24 protein-coding genes are annotated in these 25840 nt (G+C 42.4%); 20 read left to right on the forward strand and 4 right to left on the reverse strand.

Annotated features, from left to right (window positions below):
* Position 1 precedes the first annotated feature (1 nt).
* Positions 2-670, reverse strand: coding sequence for an FAD-binding oxidoreductase (locus MICH65_RS02625; RefSeq protein WP_161931875.1), 669 nt, complete (start codon positions 668-670; stop codon positions 2-4).
* Between the two features lie 71 nt (positions 671-741).
* Between MICH65_RS02625 and MICH65_RS02630 the strand changes: the two genes are divergently transcribed.
* The 7 genes from MICH65_RS02630 to MICH65_RS02660 all read left to right on the forward strand — a co-directional run bounded on the left by MICH65_RS02630 (position 742) and on the right by MICH65_RS02660 (position 11087).
* The gene (locus MICH65_RS02630; RefSeq protein WP_161931876.1) at positions 742-1581 is read left to right on the forward strand and encodes a glycosyltransferase; all 840 of its coding nucleotides are present in this window, start codon (positions 742-744) and stop codon (positions 1579-1581) included.
* 9 nt (positions 1582-1590) lie between these two features.
* Entirely contained in the window at positions 1591-2745 is a 1155-nt protein-coding gene (locus MICH65_RS02635) for a glycosyltransferase (protein WP_161931877.1), read from the forward strand.
* Positions 2738-3409, forward strand: coding sequence for a class I SAM-dependent methyltransferase (locus MICH65_RS02640; RefSeq protein WP_161931878.1), 672 nt, complete (start codon positions 2738-2740; stop codon positions 3407-3409). Before MICH65_RS02635 ends, MICH65_RS02640 begins: the two co-directional genes overlap by 8 nt.
* 345 nt (positions 3410-3754) lie before the next feature.
* Entirely contained in the window at positions 3755-6997 is a 3243-nt protein-coding gene (locus MICH65_RS02645; protein WP_161931879.1) for a YfhO family protein, read from the forward strand.
* A 12-nt stretch (positions 6998-7009) separates the two neighbouring features.
* Positions 7010-8089 (forward strand): IPT/TIG domain-containing protein, encoded by a 1080-nt coding sequence (locus tag MICH65_RS02650; RefSeq protein ID WP_161931880.1) that lies wholly within the window; start codon positions 7010-7012, stop codon positions 8087-8089.
* Positions 8086-9465, forward strand: a complete 1380-nt coding sequence (locus tag MICH65_RS02655) for a hypothetical protein (RefSeq protein ID WP_161931881.1) — start codon at positions 8086-8088, stop codon at positions 9463-9465. Before MICH65_RS02650 ends, MICH65_RS02655 begins: the two co-directional genes overlap by 4 nt.
* Positions 9462-11087: a hypothetical protein gene (locus MICH65_RS02660; RefSeq protein WP_161931882.1), complete on the forward strand. Its 1626-nt coding sequence runs from the start codon at positions 9462-9464 to the stop codon at positions 11085-11087. Before MICH65_RS02655 ends, MICH65_RS02660 begins: the two co-directional genes overlap by 4 nt.
* A gap of 30 nt (positions 11088-11117) precedes the next feature.
* On the opposite strand, the gene MICH65_RS02665 is transcribed toward MICH65_RS02660, so the two are convergent.
* From MICH65_RS02665 to MICH65_RS02675, 3 genes are all read right to left on the reverse strand, one after another.
* Positions 11118-11819 (reverse strand): nucleotidyl transferase AbiEii/AbiGii toxin family protein, encoded by a 702-nt coding sequence (locus tag MICH65_RS02665; protein WP_161931883.1) that lies wholly within the window; start codon positions 11817-11819, stop codon positions 11118-11120.
* The gene (locus MICH65_RS02670; protein WP_161931884.1) at positions 11816-12406 is read right to left on the reverse strand and encodes a type IV toxin-antitoxin system AbiEi family antitoxin domain-containing protein; all 591 of its coding nucleotides are present in this window, start codon (positions 12404-12406) and stop codon (positions 11816-11818) included. Before MICH65_RS02670 ends, MICH65_RS02665 begins: the two co-directional genes overlap by 4 nt.
* Before the next feature lie 103 nt (positions 12407-12509).
* A complete protein-coding gene (locus MICH65_RS02675) occupies positions 12510-14303 on the reverse strand; it encodes a hypothetical protein (protein ID WP_161931885.1) in 1794 nt (597 codons plus the stop codon).
* A 57-nt stretch (positions 14304-14360) separates the two neighbouring features.
* Between MICH65_RS02675 and MICH65_RS02680 the strand changes: the two genes are divergently transcribed.
* From MICH65_RS02680 to MICH65_RS04450, 13 genes are all read left to right on the forward strand, one after another.
* Positions 14361-15386: a GDP-mannose 4,6-dehydratase gene (locus MICH65_RS02680; protein WP_161931886.1), complete on the forward strand. Its 1026-nt coding sequence runs from the start codon at positions 14361-14363 to the stop codon at positions 15384-15386.
* A 24-nt stretch (positions 15387-15410) separates the two neighbouring features.
* The gene (locus MICH65_RS02685) at positions 15411-16652 is read left to right on the forward strand and encodes an oligosaccharide flippase family protein (RefSeq protein WP_161931887.1); all 1242 of its coding nucleotides are present in this window, start codon (positions 15411-15413) and stop codon (positions 16650-16652) included.
* Positions 16653-16671: 19 nt separating this feature from the next.
* Positions 16672-16992: a hypothetical protein gene (locus MICH65_RS02690; RefSeq protein WP_161931888.1), complete on the forward strand. Its 321-nt coding sequence runs from the start codon at positions 16672-16674 to the stop codon at positions 16990-16992.
* On the forward strand, positions 16967-17815 hold the full coding sequence (locus MICH65_RS02695) for a glycosyltransferase (protein ID WP_161931889.1): 849 nt from the start codon (positions 16967-16969) through the stop codon (positions 17813-17815). Before MICH65_RS02690 ends, MICH65_RS02695 begins: the two co-directional genes overlap by 26 nt.
* A 1-nt stretch (position 17816) precedes the next feature.
* Positions 17817-18584: a class I SAM-dependent methyltransferase gene (locus tag MICH65_RS02700; protein ID WP_161931890.1), complete on the forward strand. Its 768-nt coding sequence runs from the start codon at positions 17817-17819 to the stop codon at positions 18582-18584.
* 8 nt (positions 18585-18592) lie between these two features.
* A complete protein-coding gene (locus tag MICH65_RS02705) occupies positions 18593-19336 on the forward strand; it encodes a class I SAM-dependent methyltransferase (RefSeq protein WP_161931891.1) in 744 nt (247 codons plus the stop codon).
* Positions 19333-20424: a glycosyltransferase family 4 protein gene (locus tag MICH65_RS02710; protein ID WP_161931892.1), complete on the forward strand. Its 1092-nt coding sequence runs from the start codon at positions 19333-19335 to the stop codon at positions 20422-20424. The genes MICH65_RS02705 and MICH65_RS02710 overlap by 4 nt, the downstream gene beginning before the upstream one ends.
* A gap of 71 nt (positions 20425-20495) precedes the next feature.
* Positions 20496-20699 (forward strand): hypothetical protein, encoded by a 204-nt coding sequence (locus MICH65_RS02715; RefSeq protein ID WP_161931893.1) that lies wholly within the window; start codon positions 20496-20498, stop codon positions 20697-20699.
* A 9-nt stretch (positions 20700-20708) separates the two neighbouring features.
* The gene (locus tag MICH65_RS02720) at positions 20709-21443 is read left to right on the forward strand and encodes a glycosyltransferase family 2 protein (RefSeq protein WP_161931894.1); all 735 of its coding nucleotides are present in this window, start codon (positions 20709-20711) and stop codon (positions 21441-21443) included.
* An 80-nt stretch (positions 21444-21523) separates the two neighbouring features.
* On the forward strand, positions 21524-22960 hold the full coding sequence (locus MICH65_RS02725) for a glycosyltransferase family 39 protein (RefSeq protein ID WP_161931895.1): 1437 nt from the start codon (positions 21524-21526) through the stop codon (positions 22958-22960).
* Positions 22961-22972: 12 nt separating this feature from the next.
* Positions 22973-24067, forward strand: coding sequence for a glycosyltransferase family 4 protein (locus MICH65_RS02730; protein ID WP_161931896.1), 1095 nt, complete (start codon positions 22973-22975; stop codon positions 24065-24067).
* A gap of 10 nt (positions 24068-24077) precedes the next feature.
* A complete protein-coding gene (locus tag MICH65_RS02735) occupies positions 24078-25184 on the forward strand; it encodes a glycosyltransferase family 4 protein (protein WP_161931897.1) in 1107 nt (368 codons plus the stop codon).
* Between the two features lie 422 nt (positions 25185-25606).
* Positions 25607-25840, forward strand: a complete 234-nt coding sequence (locus MICH65_RS04450) for an acyltransferase (protein ID WP_425305012.1) — start codon at positions 25607-25609, stop codon at positions 25838-25840.

The raw sequence follows: 25840 nt of genomic DNA on the forward strand, positions 1-25840 counted from the left end.
TTTAGAAAAATACCTCCGTTACTATATTACTTCCATTTATCCCAGCCTCACTTAAGATATCATAGACGTCGTTGATCATCTCACTGTTACCGCACAAGTAGTATCGGGCTCTCTTGTCGATTTTGTTTGACCTTAAATACTCCGTTACTCTACCGCTAAAGTCTCCACCCTTTTCTCTTGACACACAGGCTACATATCGGTTTTTGGCATAGTCCTTGCGGTCATACTGCTCGTTTGCATATCTGATTCCATGGATGATCTGGTAATCAAGTTTAGGGTATGTCTTAACAAAGGAATGGAATGGAGCTATTCCTGTTCCAGTAGCAATCAGGATATGTTTTTGATTTAACTTCTTCTCGTCTAAGGTAAATAGGCCATAAGCTCCATCAAGAGACACCTTATTTCCTGGTTTGAGTTTAGAGAGCCTAGGAGTTACTGCGCCACCCTCGACTGTCTTAATCAAGAACTCTAGCTTGTCATCATTGGGGGATGAGTAGCTGGAGTACTCGCGGTTAATCGCTTCATTTACCAAACCAATGTTGACACATTGACCGGGGATGAATTTAAAGTTTTTCTTCTCAATCTGGAGTACAAAAGCTGAATCAGTCAAATGTCTTATACCCAATACCTTATGAGTTCCTTGTTGTCTGCCGTACTCTATTGTTTGCATACACATGCATTCTATCACCCTCGTCTCAATTGGTCTCGTTCTTGTACCATTTTTGAGCTAAAATGATCCTTATGAAATCCGCTCTCCCATTAGTCTCCGTGGTTATTACCACCAAGAACGAGGAAAAACACATTGTCTCTTGTCTTAAGTCCATCAAGAATCAGGACTATCCTCGGGAGAAAATTGAGATAATCGTTGTTGACAACCACTCTACTGATGACACTGTCAAACTAGCCAAGCAATACACCAAGAACATTTTCACCAAAGGTCCAGAGAGGTCAGCTCAGAGAAACTATGGCATGATCACCAAGAGTCACGGTCAGTACGTCATGTACGTAGACGCTGATATGGAGTTAAGTAAAAAAGTTATATCTTCATGTGTTTCCAAAGTTACTAAAAATCCTGACATCATTGGTTTGTATATTCGAGAGATAGTTACTGGGGACAGCTACTGGAGTAAGGTCAGGCGTTTTGAACGCAGTTTCTATGAGGGTACGGTTATAGACTGCGTTAGGTTTATTAAAAAGTCTGCTTTTGTAAAAGTAAAAGGTTTTGATAAACAAATAACCGGCGGTGAAGATTGGGATCTGGACAAAAAAATCCGTCAACTTGGGAAAGTTGATTTAATAAAACAGCCTATCTATCACAATGAAGCTGAGTTTAACCTAAAGAAGTATCTGGCTAAAAAAAGTTACTATTCGAAAGGTCTTGACATATATATTAAAAAGTGGGGAAAAGATGACCCTGATGTTAAGAAACAGTTCAGCCCCATATACAGGTTAGTAGTGGTGTTTTTAGAAAGAGGAAAATGGCAAAAACTACTACACCAACCAAGACTAGTGTTGGGTATGGCCTTATTAAGGATTGGAGTAGGATTCTCCTATGTTAAGCATCAGGTTATTTCGAAATAATTTCCAAATATGAGAAAACAAACAACGCCGAATATATCTTCACCAAGCAAAACAACAGTTTTGCAGACCGCTCATGTTACAAAGGTTTATGGACCAGTTCAATCACTAGCAAAATTCATATCAGAAAAAAAGCGCTTTGATTTTTATCAAATAATTCATCCACTTAACAACAATGCCTCTCCAGAGTCTGTTTTTTTACGAAACGGCAAAAAAATTAGTGAAGTTAGGATAAACACATATTCCATATTCCGCTACTTCCTAGATTTTATTATCACCTCATACTGGCTATTTAAACTACCCAAGAAAATAGATGTCGGATTCGGTATGAATAGCTTTGATACGCTTCCCTTGGTGATTTTTCGCCACAAGATAAACAAAATCGTATTTTTTAACACCGACTTCGCCAGAAACAGATTTAATAACAAACTAATTAATTCAATATATGTATCCATTGATAAATATTGCGCCCAGAAAGCAGATCTGGTTTGTTGTAATACAAACAGGACCATCGACGCCAGGATTGATGAAGGAATAAATAAAAACAAACTACTTTTAACGCCGAATGGCGTCGATTTTGACAAAATCGGAAAAATCAAGCCAAAAACAAAATACAGTAAATCGCTCATATATGTCGGCTACCTTTCAAAAGAGCATGGACTTCAGACGGTAATAAAAGAATTACCCAAACTAGATCTGAAGCTTATCGTTATAGGTAGCGGAGAATACGAGCGGAAACTTAAAAATCTGGTAAAAAAATTAAACCTCGACGACTCAGTCACGTTTTTGGGAAATCTTAAGCATCAGCAAGTTATCAATATATTGAAAAAATTTGGGGGCTTTGGATTAGCTCCATACAACAACAGTAGTGAATGGACTTACTATTGCGATCCAGTTAAAATTAAAGAATATCTTGCTTGCTACGTACCAGTTATCATTTCCTCAAGACCTGAAGTTAGTGAAACCATTGCTAGAGAAAAATTAGGATTTAGATATACAAATGAAGATGAAATTAAAACAATCCTGGAGAAAGTTAGGAAAATGTCAGAAAAGGAATACAAAGAAACTCAGGAGAATATTAGCAAGTTTCGTAACGAATTTAACTTAAACACTATTTATCAAAATATTTGGCAAAGAATAAATCAGCCCGTATACACACATGAGTAAAACAATAAGAAATTTGCAAGGCGGAGATAACAACTTACCTGATGATTTGTACAAGCTGACAAGTCACTGGATCAAAGACGGAGATAGCATATTAAACTTAGGTTGTGGAAGCCAGTTCAATTTTGAAAAAATAATTTCAAAAGAAAAAGATGTTCAAATCACATCAATAGACATTGTCTCGACAAATAAACCATCATATGTCAATCGATTCGTTACTAAAGATGTAGAAAAACCATTTTCCCTAAACAAAAAGTACGATGTTGTTACTTTTTTTGAACTGATCGAACACATAGATAATACTGATGTTCTCTTAAGGAACTGCTATCGAAACCTTAAAAATAATGGTCTACTTATTTTTTCCTTTCCTAATCTCGCCTCTTTGTATTCACGTATAGAATTATTACTCGGTTACCAACCCCATATTCTTGAGATAAGCAATGAAAAAGCCAATCTTGGTACCGGTATTTTTGGAAGAATTAATAATCCCGACGACAATCCAATACATCACATAAGAGGGATTACACACAATGCGATGAAAGATATGGTGCATTTTCACAAATTTAAAATATTAAGCATGATAGGTTATGAGTATCGGTTAGGGAAAATATTCAAACACTTTCCGTCCCTGGCTCCTGTCAATATTTTTATTCTTAAGAAATTATAAATATTTATCGTCAGAATAGCGAAATAAACATGTCCGTACTCTGGTTAATTAAGAACTCGATCAAGCTAGACTTGCTATTTATCAAAATAAGCAAATAACCATATGGTCCAACCTTTAATAATTTTCTTTTCAATATTTCCTTTTTTCAAATTGTTAAACCTGGATGGTTTGATAGCCAATGTTGACTTCACCCAATTTTTTTTATTAAACACCAATTTTCTGGATCTATACCCATACGTTTGGAAGGATTACTTGTCTGGAATATTCAACTCAATCTATATCATCAATTGGTCGTCTTTGGTCATCATATCTGCGGCATTGAAAGCAATAGGACTAAATACAGAAATGATTAACAGAGTATGGTTGGTTACTCCCTTCATACTATTCAATCTGTCAGTTTTTTATTTCATCAACAAACATTTTAAAAAATTTGGTTTCAACCGAAGGGATGTTCTTTTAATCGTTATGTTTACAGCCTACTCGTCTCCCACTGTCAACTTCCTTTCCTTTGGTTGGCAACAAATATATTTTTTACCTGCAGCTGCAACAATAATGTTGCTGGATAGTCTGATCAGTTTTTCTAAAAGTCTAGAAAAAAAATACCTGTTTGTCGCCGGAATACTATCAATATTCTCTGCACAACTTATGCACTTGTTTATCTTTGCTAACATCTGCTTCTTCTTGTATTTAGTCATCCTCGACAAACACCCAAAATACACCAAAATTAAGACTCTAGGTCATTGGTCATTTACCGCAATTTTCATCAATCTCTGGTGGGTTCTTCCGCTCATCGGCAATTTTGTTTTCAGTGAAATCGTCAATTATCGATACGATCCAATCACAGACCTGAACAATATAAAGAACATGGTCTCGTTCCAAGATGTCATTTTTCTTAACTCGGTCCACGGAACAACAACAGTACAGCAACACACTACCAGCAAAGTTAATCTAATAATCAGGACATCGTATTTTCTGGCATTTACCATCGGCTATCTCAAAGCAATCAAGACAAAAAAAACAAGAAAGATCAGTCTTACCCTGGGAGTTGCATTATTAGTCGTAATTTTTTTTAGCGCAGGCGCCCACCAACCCTTTGGATCACTATTTGTATGGGCATTTAAGAACATACCAATGTTTTACATGTTTAGAGATGTATCAAAATTTGGAATCTTTATTGTGTTTATATACGGCATATTTATTACCTACCTCATTAAAACCAGAGAGAAACGTAAACGAAATATCGTCCATGTTGGCCTTTTGTTTTTAATTGCCATTACATCGTTTCCGATGATCACCGGTAATTTGGGCGGCGATTTTCAAACCCTTGAATTGCCGGATGAATATCTTTCGACAAACATCTTAATTAACAAAGAAGAATTGGATGCGAAGCTGCTGGCCTTACCAATGCCAAGATGGACCTCTAAGTTTACCTGGATGGATGACGAGGAAAAAGGCTCACAAATATACAACCCGCTTTATACCATAACTAGCAATCCCATTATCTTTGACGAATTAAATAATACGGGATTAATACCACTACACACTGCAGCTCTTAATTCTATATGTGCGCAACAAAATAACGAAAATATATTTCTGTCACTTCTAAACATCAAGTACATCATTTTTCAAAAAGATCAACTAAACGAACCTCTTGGTTTTTGTCCTAACGAGCAGATGCTCAAAAACGTCGACAAATTATTTACTAAGGTACGAGAGGCAGAATACATAAATCTATATCAGATTGCCGAGGACGAGTATTTACCGCACTTTTACATTCCGGTTGAAACGGTTTATTCCACCAGTGAACTAGCATCAATATCAGAAATTCAACGACTTAATGACTACCAAACGCGAACAGCCTTTTTCTTTAAATCAAACGAAAGCACAGATAATAAGGTTATATCGCCAGACAAAACTGATTCTGTAGTCATAGAGGGGGTATTACTCGAACCCGCCAAGGATGCAATCGATGTCGAGGAAATCGCCAAAACAGAAATATTCTACCCACATGTAAAAAATAAGCCATCAAGTCCTAGATGGCACGTCGGCTTCATAAAAGAAAGATATGAACTGAGCAATATAAAAGACGTTAATAGCAAATTAGAAAAGAAACTTTTTTTTGCAAACAAACGCATAAGTGAGATTCAAAAATGGGGCAATATTTCTGTTGAAAAATCACGGCCGTTATTCCGCGTATTTGGCCTTAAAGAACTGGAGAACCTACTTGATTTATGGCAATCACAAGTCCAACAATCAATAGATCTAGTCATTCAGGATGAAGATAAGGGTAGAAAAGCAACGTTAGCAAAATTAATCAAAGAAAATTACTCTGATAATCTCAAGAAGCTGGCAGAACTTGGCCTCTCAGAATTGTCCACAGCGTCAATCAAGTCAGATTTTGATAGACAACTAAGTGTGTATCTACCAGAAACCGCAGTCGATCAGAAGTCATATCGACTTAATACCCCCATATCCGGAGAGTACTCTATATATCTTGAAACATTGAAAGACAAACCATACGCCTCTTTCATAAAAGAGATCTTGATTGATGATACAAAAATCGACATCAATCTTGTTGACAGCCCTGATCAGGATTACCAACATCTTGGAGAGGAGTATCTTGATTCAGGTGAACATACAATCACCCTCAAATTCAATAATGAAATTAACCTGTTGCCCGCAGAAAGGCAGCCTATCAATCTTGGCAACAAAAATAGGTTTAATTACCAAACCATTACGGATTGGTTACCAAACCAGTGGTACCAAGTGTCGGGCAACTACGAACTCAATAATGGCGGAGTCGAGCTTGCGATTGAAGAAGAAGTCTTAAAGAGCGACATCGACAAAGAGAGAGACAATGAGTCCACAAGTCAAATAACGAAAAAGGTCGGCATCCCTCCTGGACAAGGCACGTTCAAGTATTACGTCAAATCGGGAAATGATCCAATATCAGGGGGTTTATCTATAGAAGTCGACCTCAATGCCTCGGCGACAATAAATGATTTATCAGTAACTCCAATTTACGAACCCAAATTCATAATTAGGAGTCGGATGAACGAAAAGCCTAACAAGTCAAAACCGGTCATCGCCTTCCAGAGAATTAACCCAACAAAATATCGAGTTGAAGTAAGAAACGCCACCGAACCCTATCTTCTAGTATTTAGTGAAAACTATAACAGAGGATGGAACGTTTTCAAGAAAGACGACGGCAACAATACCTCAATATCATTTTCTAAAGTTGTTGGTGATTTAGTTAGCGTCTTCCTTCACCGTCATCCAGTAAAAGAAGTAGTTACAAGTTACTTCGATGGTGATATCAATGAATATAAGCACAGGACCACATTTCTTGAACCAGACACTTTTGAGACATGGGATAAAAAACCCATTGCAACAGACCAACATTACCTAGCCAACAGCTATGCCAATTCATGGTACATATCACCTGACATGGTTGGAGGAGACACCGAATATGAGCTAATCATTGAATTTATCCCCCAAAGACTACTCTACATCGGTATCTTTATATCTGTAATATTCATATTGATTTTCATAATCTACATCGCTTTTCAGAAACTAATCAAAAAATAAACAATTCAAATCATGGCTAAACTCAAATCAGTATTTCCTCAACAACTCAAGAAATTGATATTAGTGCTGTTTATCTTAGGTTTTATCTATGACGTAGTCCTTCCCCTGCCAGTATCAGATTTATCGCTCCTGATCATAATAGCTTTGCTTGTTGGATCCGTCATTATGTGGAATATTGACGGAATGGTTTTAATCAAACACTCCGTCTGGCTAGCAATCCTTTGCTCAATATTTGCGATCCTAGAATATAACCGTATCTCGGAAAGACTAGCCATATGGTGGTATATCTTTTTCACTGTTGGTGCTTTACATTTAACAGTCACCTATCGGCTAAAACCAGGCAAAAAATACTTGGATTCCAAACAACTAATTCAAGAAATCCTTCGTTCATATTCTCCCATTATTAAACTCAAACTTTCCGCCGTTAAATTAGCCCACCTTACCATTCCTGTCATCACCTTCACTCTCGAAGAAGTTAAAATTACCAATCTTGTTCCGGCAATTCTTAACCTCACCAAGACATGCTCTGTTTTCCTTAGCTTATATCTAGTTTATTCTCTAGTATCCAATACCCTAAGCACCATAGAGGTATATCAAAGTTTTTACCCTTCAAACTCATTAAACTACTTTATCCAACAAACCGGACAATATGCAGCCATATCTTTATTAATTGGTATAGTAATCGGTCTTGGCCTATTTTTTGTTATCAAAAATCGCCGGACCCTAGCTTTCATCGTCACCCCCGCCTTATTGTTCTCTCTGTTTTTGATAACCAATTATGTTTACGTCCACACCACCCAGTTTCAGTACGATATCCGTCTTTGGTCAGTTAGCCCGAAAAAAGCCACGCTTTGGGATGAAATTAAACTATCTGGTCGCAATTTCCGTGACCTACCCTTTAAGGGCAAAGTCTATATTGATGGCGTTGAACACGCGATTACCTCCTGGACCGATAAGCAGATCGTTATTCAAGCCGACCCCACCAAGACCAGCAGCGGAGAAATTAAGGTTATCGATTATTATGGCAAAGAGAGTGTAAACACTCTCCCAATAGAGTATTATGACTTTGAAACCAAAGAATTAATTGAATGAAGATAAACAAAGTCATCCTCCCCCTCATCCTGATTCTTTTTGCTCCTACTCTATTTAATTTTTTCTCTGCCGATGACTGGTTTCATCTGCGTTTAGCACAGATTAGTAGTATTACTGAGTTTCTCAGCTTCTTTTCATTCTCTGCCACTGCTCAGTCTGCTTCTTTCTATCGTCCTCTTTCCACCCAGGTCTTCTTCTTTATTTTCCATTCTCTCTTTGGTTTTAATACCTTCTTTTACTATCTCTTCGGGCTTCTTCTCTTTGTCCTTATACTCTTCCAGTTAAAAAACCTCGTTTCATCATTGTTTCCCAAAATTTCTCCAATCACAGCTCTTGTTGTTTATGGTTTCTCAGTTACTAACTTCACCAGGCTTTATTTCCTCTCCGCCTATCAAGAACTCTTCATGGTTCTTTTCGCCCTGCTGGCTCTTAACGCTCACCTTCGCTCTCAAGGAAAGAAAACCTTATTGTTCTTCATTCTCGCCTTGTTAAGTAAAGAGACTGCCGTAGTCATACCCGGTCTCATCCTCCTTATAGATCTCTATCAGGGCAAATTAAAGTTAAGCAAATACCTACCCATCTTCTTACTTACTACTGTCTATCTATATCTTCGTCTTTTCCATTTTGGCTTGGCAGAAGGGGATACGTACATCTGGGACTTTTCACCCAAAATGGCTCTTAATACCCTAATGTGGTATACCCTTTGGTCTTTTGGTGCACCTGAGCTTTTAGTTGATTACATAGGTGGGGGACTAAGACCCATTCCTCGTTTCTACACCGACTATCCTTTCTTCTCTTACTTCATTCTTTTCTTTTTGTTAATTCTTCTTGGGTCTTTCACCTTTCTTATATTCCGCTCTCTAAAGAAAAACCTGCGTCAATATCTTTTTACTGGCCTGTTCTTTGTTGTCCCTCTCCTTCCCGTTCTCTTTCTTCCTCACCACAAGTTTACCCTTGAGTTAGGTCTGCCTTTAGTTGGTTTTTCTCTTCTTTTTGCTTTAGTTGCTGATTCAGCTAAGGGTAAATGGGGGACTCTCCTACTTGGCTTGTTTTTAATTCTTAATCTCTCCATGAACTATCTCACCTATACCCGTCACTACTCGGTCAATCGCTCTCGCTTATCTCATCGACTCTATGACTATCTCACCACCCAATATCCTCAGTATCCATCCAATCCCCTTTATTTCACCGATCCGGAAAATGCTGGCCGATTTGAAGATTACGCCAAGCAGCTCTCTCTTGCTACCTCTAGGGCTGATATGTTCCAGGTCATCTACAATGATCCTAATCTGGTTGTTTACTATGATGGGGTCAACCAGCCGCCAGAAGACCAGCCAGTTATTAAGATCAAAGCTCAAGACTTCTTTACCCGATGAAACTTAAAAAAACTCACCTTATTTTACTTGTCATTCTTGTCGTCTCCTTCTTTCTTCGTTTTTATCGTTTAGATCAAAACCTGCCAGAGATTTATGCCGATGAAACAGGACACTATATCCTTCTTCACCAGCCATCTCTCTACCATCGTATTTTTTCATTTACATGGTTCCTAGGTCTTAATCCTTTAGGAGTCAGAGCGGCTGCAGCATTTTATAGCTCACTCATCTCTCTGGCCATCTTTTTGCTTGCTAGCCGTCTTTCAAAAAATCAAGCGGTTCCCTTTGTTGCCGCGATCATAAGTGTATTTCTACCCTGGACCTTTCTCATTGGCCGTATTGGTCACAGCCACATTCCCTTATTGGTCATCACCAGCACCCTCTCTGCTTACTTTTTCCTAAGCAAGTCAAAATCAAGTTACCTCCTTTCTCTTTTGTTCCTCCTAGTCTCTGCTTACCTTTACCAATCAGCCCTTGTTATTGCCCCCTTTGTCTTTCTGCTTACTGGTTATTACCTGTATCGCTCCCTTAAACCTAAACAACGCCGCCTTGGTCTTTTGGCCGTTGCTATTTCCTTTTTGGTTGTTGGTGTCTTGTTCGTTACTCGTTTTCAAGGACTCTCTTTATCAGGCCGAGGTCTTGATCTGGCCATCTGGCGTGATCCTAATACTACTCACTTTAGTGATAAGTATCGCGCCCTTTCTTGGGTATCCAAGCCAAGCTTGTTTAGTTTTTGGTTACCTACTGAAACATTAGCCGCTCCTTTAGTTTACAACCGCTTGACTGCCAACCTCTCCATTTTTACTCGCAACTATCTCTCTTTCTTTTCTCCCGACTTCCTTTTCTTAAAAGGTGATCCGATCCTGCGTCACTCCACCGGCCAGTTTGGCGTCTTCTATCCCTTTCTCTTACCCCTCATTCTCTATGGTGCATATCGCTTCTTCTTGACTGCCCCACCCAAAGCTCGTCACCTTTTCTTAGTTTGGATTCTTGCCTCCCCGCTACCTGCCGCCATCACTAAGGATGGCTCTGGCTACCTGCTTCGTGTCATCACTCTACTTCCTTTCCTTACTTACTTTGCTGCTCTTGGTATCACCGACTCCCTATCTTGGTTTAAAACGAAATGGTTAAGACTTTTGTATGTCTTAGGTCTTTCTCTAGTTGGCATCTATTCCGCTTATGCCTTTTTCTTCTCATATTTCCACGTCTATCCATATCAGCTTGAGACCGCCAGAAGTTATGAGTATGGCTTTAAAGCCCTTTCTGACTTTCAAGTAGAGAATGACGGAGCTTCTCTTCTGATTGTTTGGGATGGTCACTATCCTCAGTACCACTTCTATTTCTGGCAAAAGTTACCAGAGTCAGATTACCGAGAGTTAGTGTTTGAAGATATTGTAGTGGGGGAGTCCCACTTCTATCACCCCGCCCCCAATCTCTACTTTGTTAATCCCTACACCACCAGTGATGTACTTGAGTTTATTGATATGCACCAACCTAATTATCTGGTTCTACCAGATCGTTACTTCGTTAAATATCCAACAGATCTAGTCCCAGAGGATGAGCAGCCGGTCAAGCAGATTCTCTATCCCACTGGTGAGGTTGCCTTCTCTATCTACTCTCTCTAGACAGAAAGAGGCAATACCATCAAGGACTTTCTAGTTACCCTTACGCCCCGTTTTTCTTAAAAGTAACAGTGAAATGGTTTCTTCTCGCAATTTCGCTCTTGCCCAATCTTTTCTTCCTTCGCTTAATAACTCTCCCACCCCGTCCAAAATCTTCCGTGCACTCAGCTTTTCCAACTTGTTAACACACTCGTCTATCACTTTATCAAAGGGCATCCCCGCTCTTTGTTCGACGATATCTTGATTAATCGGAAACCTGTTCTCAAGGAAAAACCAAACATCATAAATATCTCTACTTGTTTTGCCGATCCTTTCATACATCGCCATCAGTTTATGGGCAAACATGTCCTCAGGAACCATTACCAACATCGACACTCCCAAGTACGTTTTTACCTCATATCTCGACCCAAACTGTATCTTGTTAATCTCAATCTTAATATTATGTGCCCTGTCTTCGTAGGAGAGTAGGCAAAAAAGATTATGCCGCTTCATATGCGAATCCTTCAACTTGCCGTGTCTCTGTACTATTTCCACCACTTTTTCAAAAACCTCTTTCTCGTTACTGTCATCAAGTAGATCAAAATCCAAATCAACCGAAAAACGGTCCAACCCGTGGTACATCATTGCCGCCGTTCCTCCTTTAAAACCCAAGTAAGGGGAGACATTAGTATCCGAATAGATATCTTTCAAGATTTGAAACAATATCGTCTTGTGTAAGGTCTTATCTAATGTCATTGTACACCTTGATCTTTAGTCTCCTTGCGTATTTGCCTTACCTTCTTAGTCAATCTTTTATTGTCATAGATTGGCAGTAAAGACTCGACTGTATCCCAGTTAACCGACCTTAAGTTATCAAAGTGATAATCTGTCTTGCTATACAACACGTCTAAAAAAGCTCGTTCTCGGCTGGCTATCCACAGATTTTCTTGTTGCATAACCCCATCTGTATTAGTCAAGACCGAATCCTTTATCTTTCGATATTCATATTTCTGGCCGTCCATCACAATCTCCCTAGTTAGGTATGACGCTACTGTAATTGAGTCCTGATACTGAAAAATCAAGCCCTCCCTAGCCAATACCGTTTCAAAGCTTACATACGCAGGTGTAAACACTCTCACCGCCAGCTCCAACTTGTCATAGTTTTTATCTTTGACATACACCCCTCTGCGAACCCTATGCAGACTACCACTCCTTACGTAATAGTTTAACCTCGCCCTGATCGAATCGTCATCACCCTCTTGCCACAAAAGCGCCACGTCCTTAAGTGTGAACACTGTTTTTTCAGATCTTAAGATACTATCCAGATACTCACCTTTATTCATTATTTAAACTAAATGTTAGGTTTAATACAACTTATGGTTCAAATATAGACTAAATAAAACAATTCTGTCAAGCGAATGTTAAGCTCACACACTTGTCTAAATACTACTGCTCAACCACTATGTAGTATCCGTTCTCAAACACCTTATCTTCCCTGTCTATCCTCCTCAAGTTATCCTGCCCGTACTCAGCCTGTTTGTCGATTACTTCTCCTTTGTATTTACTCACCTCATATTCCTGTTTACCAAACCACTCAAAGTCAGGAGTTAGTTTCTTCTTGATCGACAGAAAGTTTTCTAAGATCGGGAACTCAAAGTAAAACTTACCAGTCTTAATGTTCGGCCATCTGACTCCAACCAAGTGCTCTTCATCTACTTTTAATCCAAGAAATTTTTCACCCTCAATACTTGAGTAGCGGATATCGGGTATTAGTTGAGTCGCTCTAACTATCCACTCCTTAACACAGCTATACGGCTCCTTGTATCCGCCAGCCAATCCAAAACAACCTCGTTCCTCTGGATTAGTTTCATCAGTAATTTTCTCAGGGATCTCTCCTGGCTTGAATCCTTCAAAAACAGGCTCTTCCTTTTTAAGCTTAATTGTCTTGTCTTCGAATCTAATTACATAACCATCCTCAATCTCTTGTATCTCAAAGCCATCACTCTTACCCAAGACTATTTGATTTCCCAAAGCCACCTCATCTACTAATGCAGGGACTAGACGACTTAAGTTATGCCGTCCATCCCTTCTTACCTGGTCGTTATCACGCCACAAGTTCTGGTGATAGTAGCGATAGTCCTTTAAGATCACCTGATTGTCCTCCACAAACAAACCCAACCGGTAATCAGGAGACATGTACCAGTATGATTCGTAAGTTTTGCTAGGTTGGCTTGAAACAAGTAGAGTAGCGGACTCACTCGTTTTTTCTCGGTAAAAACGGTTAAAATCACTCATTGTCACCACTTTAAAGTCTTCTCCCTCCATTTCTTTTAGAGTTTCCAGTTGTCGGGATAGTTCTGCCAAAAAGACCTCATTTACCTCGCCCACCTCCAGGCCAATCACTACCTGAGACACACTCCCTTTTACATTAATGGTTAAGTCATTAAGCAGCCTTACAAAGTAGTCGTGGGGCAACCCCTTGCCTCGGTTATAGTCGTTTACCTGCAAACTGAAGTTACTAAACTCCACACTATCTCCAAAGCTTAAAGTTGGTTCTCTTGGTGCCCACAATATCTTTACTACCCCGCTGTTATCTTCCTCGTGTTTAGCTGGCTCAATCGCTGACTTCTTGCTTACGTAATATGGTTGGTTAATATATTGTCCCCAGGTTTGGTAGCCATCGGTTGAGTACTGATCAGCTAGCCCCAGGACCACCTCAGCCCCATATTTCTCTCTGATGTACTCCATCGTGTATCCATCCACATACCAGCAGCCATAGGCTTTAGGGTACTCACCAAATTTTTCCCTAAATTTATTAAACGCCTCATCAACTAGCTTCCTTCTTTCCTCTAAGGTGTATCCAGAACTAAACAACTTATCTGCCGCACTCCAGTGTTCTTCCTCCCAGTCAAATTTAACCCTTGCTTCCTCTGCCCATCTTCTGGTCACCTCTAAAAACAGCCCGATTTCCTGGTTATCTGGTAGGTTAGTCAGCTCCTTCATCAGGTAGTTGTCGACTAACACATCATAGTGAATCAGCCAGGTTGCTGGCAACTCGCTTTCAATCACCACATTCCTTAAATCATCAAAATGTTTAGTATCACACCCCTCCCTCCAGTAACTACAATCTCTAACAGGAAATACTGGTGTCACCATGTTCAACTCGGCCGCTCTTGCCTCAGTAGTCAGCAGTAGCATTAATCCCAGTAACAAAGCCGTCACACCACTTCTCTTGTTCATGACCATATCATACCTTTTAATAACACTAATTTTTCTTGTTAGGATATAATCCAACCCATGCCCCAAAAAAAGAAAATAGCATTCATTACCGGTGTCACCGGACAAGACGGCTCATATCTCGCCGAGTTTCTCTTGAACAAAAATTATCATGTCTACGGTCTGCTTCGTCGTAAAAGCAAACCCGACCTAGGCAACGCCGCCCACTTACTTCATCACATCGACCTAGCTTATGGAGATCTCTCTGACCAGTCGTGTCTTAATATGTATATCTCCAAGATCAAGCCCGATGAGATCTACAATCTGGGCGCCCAGTCCCATGTTCACGAGTCCTGGCATCAGCCTCTAGCTACTGCTGATCAAACCGGCATGGGAGCTCTCCGCATCTTCGAAGCCGTCCGCAATCTTCACCCCAAAGCCAAGGTCTATCAAGCCAGCACTAGCGAACTATATGGCGAAACCACCATTACCCCCCAAGACGAAAACACCTCTATTCATCCTGCCAACCCCTATGCTGCAGCCAAGGCGTTAGCTCACTTTGACGCTCAGATTTACCGTCGCTCTTTTGGTCTCTTCATCTCCACTGGCATTCTCTTCAATCACGAGAGTCCCAGGCGCAGTCCTGACTTTGTTACCCGCAAAGTTACTCTTGCCGCTGCCACAATCAAATTAGGGTTAAAGAAAAACATCCCCTTAGGTCAGGGTGGTGACCCCATCATCAACAAAGACGGCAAACTAGAGTTAGGTAGCCTTGATGCCAAGCGTGACTGGGGTTTTGCCGGCGATTACGTTAAGGCCATGTGGATGATGCTTCAACACGATACTCCTGATGACTTTGTCGTTGCCACTGGTAAGGTTCACACAGTTAAGGACCTGGCCCGCACAGCCTTCAAGCAAGTTGGCCTAAACTGGAAAGATCACGTTGTCATCAATCCCAAATGGGTTCGTCCTACCGAGACCGGCCCCTTAGTCGGTGACGCTAGCAAGATCAAAAAGACCTTGGGTTGGCAGGCCGAAACCTCTTTTGAACAGCTAATCTCTATGATGGTCAAACACGACCTTGAGTTGCTCAAACAGCAAAAATAGTTCCCCACCTGCTAGAATCAAACTGTGATCGGCAAGATAAAGACTTTACTTTTTTCTGACACCTCCCGGGATACTGCTGTCATTATGGGTGGCAACCTAGCTGTTGCTTTAGGTGGCACCCTATTTACCATTGTCGTTGCCAGGAGTCTCTCTCCGATTAACTTTGGCATCTTTTCCGCCATCTTTGCTTTAGCTACCTTGTTTAGTTCCCTTGCTGACTTAGGTATCTCCTCAGCGCTTATAAACTTCCTTCCCAAGGTTAAAGGTGGTCGCTCCACCATCATCTCTGTCACTTTTTGGATGCAGTTAGGAATTGCCCTTCTTCTTAGCTCTCTGTCCCTTGGCTTCCTCCCCATTCGTCAGGACACGCTGCCAGGTGCTCAGTCACTTCACATTATCTATCTCTCCATCCTCATCATTCCCCTAGTCTTTGAAAGCTTTGCCCTCGCTATCTTAAAGGCCGAGAAACGCTTCTTCTTTGTCTCCCTCATCATGACCCTAGACTCCTGGATGAAACTGATTCTTACCTACTTACTCCTGCGCTTCAACCTTCTTGATATCTCCTCAGTCCTGCTTGCCTCCATTGCTGCTTCTTCTCTAGCTACTGCCTTTGCCATCTCCAAGGAGTTAAAATACGTTCGCCCCATTTTCCCCAAGGCTCAGGTTTCCCGCATTGTCCACTTTGCCAAATGGATTGCCTTGGTTCGAGTCTTTTCAGTTGGTATCTCTCGTATCGACATCATTCTCCTTAATGCCATTGGTAGTAGCTTTCAAGCTGGTATTTACGCCGCTTCCAGTCGCATCACCCTTCTATATGCCATGTTAGTCTCAAGCCTTGGCAGTGTGGTTGCTCCTCGCTTTTCTGCTTTTACCACCAAACAACAGGTCAAGGATTATATCCTCAAGCTTCTCCTCCTCACTACCTTCTTTGCTCTGGGTATGATTGCCTTACTTGAGTTCGCTCCCTTAATCATTCGTATCGTTTATGGTGAGGCATATCTTTCTACCGTTCCCATCTTCCGCTACCTCACCTACGCCATGATTCCCTTCCTTTACGCTACCGTCACCACCAACCCACTCATCTTCTATTTCAACAAACCCAATTTTATAGCCTTTACCACCGTCATCCAGATCTTTATAATCGTCGCCCTAGATCTTGCCCTCATTCCCAGTTTCGGTGCTATCGCTCCCGCTATTTCTCTAGCTGTTTCCAACTCGGTCGTTCTTCTTCTTACTGGCTGGAAGTTGATTAGACTTCTTAAATGAAAATGATTTAATAATATATATGGCCCTGACTCAAACAGATATCACTAAGCTTTCTAAAATATTTGCCACTAAGGAAGATCTTCGGAAAGCTCTTGCTCCCTACGCTACCAAGGAAGATCTTCGAAAAGCGCTTGCTCCCTACGCTACCAAGGAAGATCTAGAAAAGTATCTCACGGTTGACGAATTTCGTCAGTTTAAGGATGATGTTCTCACCGGTCTTGACAAAGTTATGGGTGAATTAAAAAAAATTAGAGAGGAACAAATCTTCATGCACAACAAAGTTTATCAGGATCACGAAAAAAGAATCACTCGCCTTGAACAAACCCAAAGCCTTGCCTAAGAGCAAAATCATCGTCCACTGTTTAGTCAAAAACGAAGAGCGTTTCATCTGGTATGCCCTTCAGTCGACCCTTCCTTATGTTGACCACATCATGGTTTGTGACACTGGCTCAACCGACAAGACCCTTGATATTATCCGTTCCATTAAGTCTTCCAAGATCTCACTTAAGACCTTTAAATCTGTCTCAGCTACTACTCATACCAAACTTCGCCAACAGATGCTGCAAGCTACACCAAAAGGTAAGTATGACTGGCTTATGATCTTAGATGGTGATGAGGTCTGGCCTGAAAAATCAATTAAAAAAGTTCTTAAATACCTATCATCCCATCAAGATGTTGGCGCTCTTGTTGTTAAAACCACCAATGTAGTAGGGGACATCTACCACGCTTTACCAGAATCCGCCGGCCAGTATGTCATAGCTGGTCGCAAAGGTAACTTTAATATCAGATTCATCAATCTAAAACTTCCAGGGCTTACTATTAATCATCCTCATGGTCGTCAGACCTACACCACCAAGGGCATCCCTCTTCAGCAACTTTCCCCCTCACAACTCCACTTCCTTGACGTTGCATATATCCACACCACCCATCTCGTCAGATCAAGCCTTGATCAAAAAACCCTCAAAAGATCATTTAAGTTTAAATACGAGTTGGGCAACCAACTTGATCCAAAAGACTTACCTCAAGTCTTCTTCCAGGATCATCCTTCTTTAGTTCCTGATGTCACCACCCCAATGACATATACCTTTTTCCTAAAAGCCCTCATTCTCACTCCCATCAAAAGGCTTCGCCGCGCCCTAATTACCCCACCATCTGGTTACTAGTATGTCTCGTGATCAAAAATACTATCAACTAGCCCGTCAAGCTAGTCTAGAAATCGGTTCTCATCCTGGATTAAAACAACTCCAACAAATAGCTCGTCGCAGTAAAAACATTCTTGATTTCGGTTGTGGGGAAGGTACTCGGCTTAACACTTTATTGGGTGATAACCAACAGGGTCACGGAGTTGATATCAATCGTTTTGCCATTTCTTCAGCCAAAAAACAATATCCTCGCCACCACTTCAAACGCTACTCCGGTCAACGGCTGCCCTACCAGGACAACACCTTTGATCTAGTTTACTCAGCCTTTGTGCTAGAGCACACCACCGATCCAGAAGTGGTTATTAAAGAAATGATTCGAGTTACCAAGCCCAATGGCAAGTTGGTTATCTTATGTCCCAATTTCGGCGCCCCCAACAGGCGTTCACCCAACTCTGTAAAAAACCCTATCACCAAGTTAATCACCGGCTTGATTCACGATTTCCTTCCTCCATCACCAGAACACCTGCCCTGGACCTTTGTTAATCCTAAAGATACTTACGATCAACCAGACGATGACACCACCGTCGAGCCATATCTACTTTCTTTAAAGAGATACTTAACTAATCAAAGAATGCTTGTTGATACCAGCTCCAGTCTCTGGTCTCAGGAATTGACGACCAAGAATCCTCGCAAACTACTTTTTAAGTTTCTAGGAGAACGTAGTCTTTTTCCCTTCAACTTTTGGGGACCGCAAGTTTTTATCATCGCTACCAAGCCAGCAGATATATAATCAAAGCCATGCCCCTAACTGACCAGGATCTTATCAGCAAATTTAAACTAAAACCCTCTGATCGCATTCTTGATATTGGCGGTGGTAGTAAGCAGCATGATCAGATCAACATTCATACCTTAGTAGATATTCTTCCACCAGAAAAGGCTCCCTACACCTACGCTTCTAAGCTAAAAGCTCGCCACTTCGTTCAACTAAACATAGAAACTGATCCACTCCCCTTTCCTGACAATCAATTTGACTTTGTTCTCTGTACTCACACCCTTGAGGATCTTCACTCACCCCTTCACATCATTAAAGAAATGTCTCGTGTTGGTAAAAAAGGCTACATTGCCACCCCTTCAAGAGGGATTGATATGGTCTTTACAGACTTTGATATCACCAACTGGCTAACTGGCGCCCGTCGTGTTCCTGGACTAGCCCATCACAAATGGTTTTTTGAGAACAAAAAAGGAGTGCTCCATCTTACTCCCAAAAACTATCCATTGCTTTACTCGTCCGAGTTTCAATATGTTGACTGGTCCGGGCCGGACGAGTGTCAGTATTCCTGGCAAAAACAAATTAACATCAAATACGATCCCAAACTAGACATCGATATTCATTTACTTATCAAAAACTACCGCCGCTTTATCTCACAAAACCAAAACCATCTGCGCAAAGCCACCACCAATATCTTTATTGACGATCCCATTACCGTCGCCAAAGCTTATTTAAAACTCCTCCTAAAGCGGGGAGTTGGTTTCCGACAATGAAAATCGCTTTCTTAAGTTTCTACTCTGGCCATCTTAACCGCGGTGTCGAAACCTATCTTGATCAACTTGCCACTCGATTGAGTCCTCATCACCAGGTCACCGTCTATCAATCAGGACCAAAGGTAAATAGCAGAGCATTCACCACCCATGTCATCCCCGTTAAGATATCTAGCTCATCTAATGATCTACCAGCTACTCACCTCACCAAGCGTTTATTTATCGACCACTCCAAAAGACAAGAGTTTATTTTCTTTTTAAAAGTCTTACCCTATCTGCTTAAGAACAACTACGATATTATCTATCCCCTAAACTCCGGTTGGCCCATTCCCATTCTTCGCCTTCTCACCATAATTACCCAAGACAAACTGGTTCTTGCTGGACACTCTGGTCCGGGTTGGGACGACCGTTGGAATCTTCTCTTCCGTCCCGACCTCTTTATTTGCTTCACCTCTGCCCAACTAGCCTGGGCAAAAAAAGCCTCACCCTGGCCCAATCAGCGCTTAGTTTATCTTCCTCACGCTGTCGATACCCGCATTTTCTCGCCCTGGGGACCAATCCGAAACCTTAAATTACAAAGACCTATAATAATAAATGTTGCTGCCTCCACCAAGGAGAAAAGGGTAGAGCAGGGGATACGTGCCGTCGCCAGGCTAAAACGAGGCTCTTTTATCCATCTAGGCCAGGGACCCTTAGACGAAAGAATCAATAATTTAGGCTATAAGCTGCTTGGTAAATCCCGCTTTTTACACACCCTAGTTCCTCATCAACAGATACCTGATTACTACCGCTCCGCCGATCTATTTACCTTCTGTCCTTATGATCGGGAAGCCTTTGGTTTGGTATATCTTGAAGCCCTTGCTTCCAATCTGCCTGTGGTTGCCACCAACGACCCTATTAGAAAAGAAATCATTGGCAAAGCCGGCCTCTATGTCACCAATCCGCAAGATGTTGATGAGTACGCTTCAGTTTTAAAACAAGCTCTTGCTAAAAAATGGGGCAGTCAACCCAGAAGGCAAGCCCAAAAATTCTCCTGGGACAAAATAACCGACCAGTACCTTAAGCTCTTTAATCAACTTGTGTCCTCATAATTCATATTTATATTCTCTTATCAATAAAATCGTTATTGACAAACAAATGACAAGTAAAGTAGTCTAAGTTTATGAAAAGTAGACGTCAGCTAAACTCTACTACCTACCTCCTCCTAGCTGCCCTTGCCGCCTTTATCTCTCTGGCCATTGTTCTCTACTCTTCCACCATTACCGATGTTAAACCCACCCCACCCCAGACAGTGTTAGGCGCTAGTAGCGATCGTCCCAGCAGCTTAAAACAAGCCGTTCTGGAACTCTTCTCCTCCTCGCGCTAAGATTCACTCATGAAACTAACCGTTGTTATTCCCGCTCTTAATGAGCAGCAGGACTTACCCCGCACCCTTGACTCGCTAAAGTTTGCCGATGAAGTCTTGGTCATCGACTCAGGTTCCACCGACCAGACTGTTAGTCTTGCTAAAAAAGCCGGAGCCAGAGTTCTCCATCATTCATTTAAGAACTTCGCCGACACCAGAAACTTTGCCGACAGCCAAGCCAAAAACGACTTCATCCTTTCCATCGAGGCTGACGTGGTCGTTCCCAAACAGTTAGCCCAGGAAATTGCTTCTCTACCTGATACCCCAGCTGCCTATCGTATTGGCCGGGTCAACATTATCTTTGGTAAGCCCATTCTTCACACCGACTGGGGACCTAAAGACGACAACCATATCCGTCTATACCATCGCTCCCTTGGCTCCTGGGGTGGCCAGGTTCATGAGCTATTTGCGACTAACTCTCGCCCCCATCATCTCCGTCATCATCTGCTTCACTACAACTACAACCATGTCTCCGAGTTTATCGACAAGATCAACACCTACTCTGATCTGGAAGTTAAAAAAAGACTCGCTCGTCACCAGTCCTTTTCCTACCTCAATTTATTTCTAGAGCCCACCAAAGACTTCATCAAGCGCTACTTCTACAAACTAGGTTTCCTGGATGGCCTCCACGGCTTCTTTTTAAGCCTGCTTCAAGCCATCTACTATCTTACTGTCAACATCAAGCTCAAGTCAGCCTCGACTTGAGTCTATTTGACACTTACTTTGACCCCATTCGCTATACTTGAGCTAATCAAATACCTGCCCTATTACTACATACAAGACCTATGATCTACTTTATCCTCCTCCTTGGTTTTATCTTCCGCCTTATCTTAATCAATCAAAGCTTCTGGCTTGATGAGGGTGCTTCACTAGTTATCAGCAACCGTCCCTTCACTGACATCTTTTCCTATCTCTCCACCGATTTCCATCCCCCTCTCCATTATCTAATCACCCACCTTACTTTAGAGCTAGGTTTCCGCTCCGAAGCTTTACTACGTCTCCCCAATGTCATCTTTGGCGTCTTGACCATCTATTTCCTCTATCTTCTCCTCGAGCTTCTTAATCACAAAGCCACTCTAAAAATCTTCTCTCGCAAGATTCCTCACTCACTCATAGCTGCCCTATTCTTAAGCCTTAATCCGCTTCACATCTACTACTCTCAGGAACTACGCATGTACTCCCTCTCTGCCTTACTCGTTGTCCTCTCCTGGTACCTACTTGCACTCTTTATCAAAACCAAACGCCATCTTCATTTAGGTGTGTTCACCCTTGTTTCTACCTTAAGCATCTACACCTTCTATGGAGGCTTTTTTAACCTCTTTGCTCAGCTTGTCTTTATCTTCATCTCCCATCGCCGTCTCTTGGTTCGCTTCTTGAGTTCTCTTCTGGTCACCCTCCTTCTCTTCCTTCCCTGGTTACCCACTCTCTTACTTCAGTTTCAGGGTAGTGCCTTCTTAAAGAGTCTGCCTGGTTGGGTAGAGATCTCAGGTCAGTTAGATCTTAAGTCTCTGCTGATGATTCCCGCCAAGTTTTCTTTTGGTCGCATCAACTTCTCCGCCTCCAACAGCTTCCTTCTCTCGGGAGCCATCGTCACTCTCTACTATGTTTCCCTGGTTATCTTAAGTCTCAAGCGTCCAGTTAGTCGCCTCTTTCTTCTCTGGCTGGTTCTACCCATTGTTACAGCCGCCGTTCTTTCTCTCTTCTCTCCCATGCTTGGTTACTGGCGCTTCATCTATCTGGTTCCCGCCTTTACCACCCTCATGGCCTTAGGTTTACTGGCTCTTCCTCCCCGGCTAGCCATTTTTAATCTCTTTGTCATTATTTCCACTTCTCTACTGGCCAACCTCATCTTCTATATCACTCCCTCATTCCACAGAGAAGACTGGCGCTCCGCTTCCCAGTTTGCTTTGGATCAACAACAAACCCAAGGCGCCCAGCCCATCTTTGTTTTTGCCGACGCCTTTGCTCCGGTTCTCTGGTACGCTCCTGATCTTGTCTACACTGCTCCCCTAAAAGATCTAAACAATGACCCTATTCTACTAGACCAGCGTCTTTCTGATGGTACTGCTGGCAACTCAGATATTCTTTACTTTCATTACCTAGCCCAGATGACTGATCCCGGTCGCAACATCCCGACCTGGCTTGATAACGCCGGCTATCACTTACTCACCACCTACGACTTTTCAGGAGTCGGTTTTGTTGATTATTACACCGCTAAGTAACTTTTTTACCTTATGAAAATAGCCATTGACGTTACCCAAGCCATCTACGGCACCGGAGTTTCCCAGTACACCCGCCACCTTGTTTCCGAGTTGCTAAAACTTAAAACCAAAGACTCTCTGATTCTTTTTGGCGGATCGCTTCGTCGCAAGGCCGAACTTGACCACTGGATTCGCCATCAATCAGGAGCTATAGGTAAGACCCATCGTCTCTCGCCCAAGATGGCTCATTTCCTCTGGAACACTCTTCATCTTTATCCAGTCGAGCGCATTACTGGTCTAGTTGACGTCATCCACACTTCCGACTGGGCCGAGCCACCAGCCAGAGCACCCAAAGTCACTACCATCCACGATCTGGCTATGTTCAAGGATCCTCAATACGTTCATCCGGAAGTTGGTCGGGTTCACCGTAAGCGGCTTTTCTGGGTTATTAAAGAATCAGCTCGCATCATCGCTGTCTCCCAGGCCACCAAGAACGACATCATTCGCTACCTTGAGGTAGATCCAGAGCGTATCGATGTTATCCCTGAAGCACCCACCTTGCCCCCTCCTACCCTAAACACTCAGGAAATCGTCACCAATCAGTTCCGCCGTCTCGGCATCACCAAGCCCTATATCTTAGTCCCCGGTTCCGGCCATCCCCGCAAAAACATTCATAAAGCTGTAGCTGCCTTTAAGCGTGCCAAGTTAGACCTCCTCCTCGTCATTGTCGGCCGCCCCAGTGAAGACGAAGCCAAGCTGGCTTCTCCCTCAGTTATCTTTACCGGCTTTGTCTCCGATCTTGATATGGGCCTACTCACCTCTCAGGCCCAGGTTGTTCTCTTTCCTTCTCTCTACGAAGGTTTTGGTCTACCCGTTTTAGATGCGTTCGCCGCTTCAGTTCCAGTCGTTACCAGTGACACCAGCAGCCTGCCGGAAGTGGCTGGTCCAGCCGCCGTTTTGGTTAATCCCTTATCAGAAGAAAGTATTGCCGATGGTATAATCGAAGGTCTTGAGAACCGATCTGAATTAATCAGAAAAGGCCACCAGCAACTTAAGAAATTTAGCTGGCAAAAAACCGCCCGAATGACTCTCAAGCTCTACCAAGAAGTGGCCCAGAATCACCAATAACCATATATATATGTTAATTGCCATCGACGGAAACGAAGCCAACATCTCCCAACGAGTCGGTGTCAATCAGGTTGCTTTTGAGCTACTCCACCATCTAGCCAAACTAAAAACCAAGCACAAATTTGTTGTTTTCTTAAAAAATCGCCCCCTGCCTGATCTGCCTCCTACCTCCAACAACTTTACCTACGAGGTCTTTGGTCCCACCAAAGCCTGGGTCTTAACTGGTCTTACCATGCGTCTGCTTCGCTCCCCTCGTCCTGACGTGCTCTTTACTCCCAGCCACTATATCCCCCTAGTCTCTCCGGTTAAGCGAGTCTTTGCCATTATGGACCTTTCTTACGAAAAATTTGGGGCAGAGTACTTTACCCAATACGATCTAAATCAACTTCGCCGCTGGACCGCTCAATCCGCCAAAAAAGCCAAAAGAATCATCACCATCAGCGAGTACACCAAGAAAGACATTGTTGAGATTTACAATACCTCACCTGACAAGATTGATGTTGTCTATCCAGGCTACGACCAGGAGCTATTCCATCCCCGCATTCCCTTAACCAAACAACAACAAGTTCGCCAAAAATATGGCATCACCGGCAAGTATTTTGTCTACGTTGGTACTCTCCAGCCTAGAAAAAACATCGCCAATCTCATCAAGGCCTTTTCTCGTCTGGGTGGTGGCACTAAACTAGTCATAGTCGGTAAAAAGGGCTGGTTGTTCGAGGAGATCTTCAAGGTCGTCAAGCGCTACAAGTTGGAGAAGAAAGTTATCTTCACCGGTTTTGTCGAAAGTAGCGATCTGCCTGCTCTCTACAAGTCCTCTGTCGCATACGTTCTCCCCTCACTTTATGAAGGCTTTGGCATCCCCGTTATCGAAGCTCAAGCTTGTGGAGCTCTTACCGTTGTTTCTCGTGTCAGCAGTTTACCTGAGGTAGCCGGAGACGCCGCCATCTATATTAACAACCCCCATTCTGTTGATCAGATTGCCGAGAGCTTAAGGGAAGCCTTATCCCTACCCCGTCTTAAGCGGGCACAGCGGATTAAGCAAGGCAAGCAAAACGCCACTCGTTTCTCTTGGGACAAAGCCGCCCAAAAAACGCTTAAAATCCTTACCAGTCTTTAATTACTGTTAGAATACCAGATATGAAAATCGCCAATCTTAAAATCACCTCCCAAGGCTTCCAGTTTGTTGACAAACAGGGCAAATCTCTTTCGCTCAATGTGGCCATCGGCAAGATTATTAACCGTTTCTTTAGCTATTTTCTCGATTTCGAGTTAATGCTTTTAAACTACGTCGGTCACATACCCATTCATTTCCTCCGCCATTCTATCTACCGTCTTTCTGGCCTACAACTCCATCCTTCCTCCACTATCCACACTGGCGCCCGTTTCTTCAACCCCCGCCGTATCAAAATCGGAGAGGATACCATCATTGGTTACCGTGCTTTTCTTGATGGCCGTGCCCCCTTAACCATTGGTTCTCATGTCGATATTGCCTCTGAAGTCATGATCTACAACTCAGAACACGACGTTCACTCCACTGATATGAAAGCCATTGAGGAACCAGTAAAAATCGAGGATTACGTTTTTATCGGTCCCCGAGTCATCATCATGCCCGGCGTCACTGTTGGCAAAGGTGCGGTTATTGCCGGTGGGGCGGTCGTCACCAAAGACGTTCCACCAGGGTCTATAGTTGGCGGAGTTCCTGCCAAGGTCATCGGTGAACGTCGTCTCAGGAAGTTCAACTATCATCTTGGCCGCCCCCGACTCTTCCAATAG

It is taken from the genome of Candidatus Chazhemtobacterium aquaticus, from assembly GCF_009936135.1.
GTDB classification, from domain to species: domain Bacteria; phylum Patescibacteriota; class Microgenomatia; order UBA1400; family Chazhemtobacteraceae; genus Chazhemtobacterium; species Chazhemtobacterium aquaticus.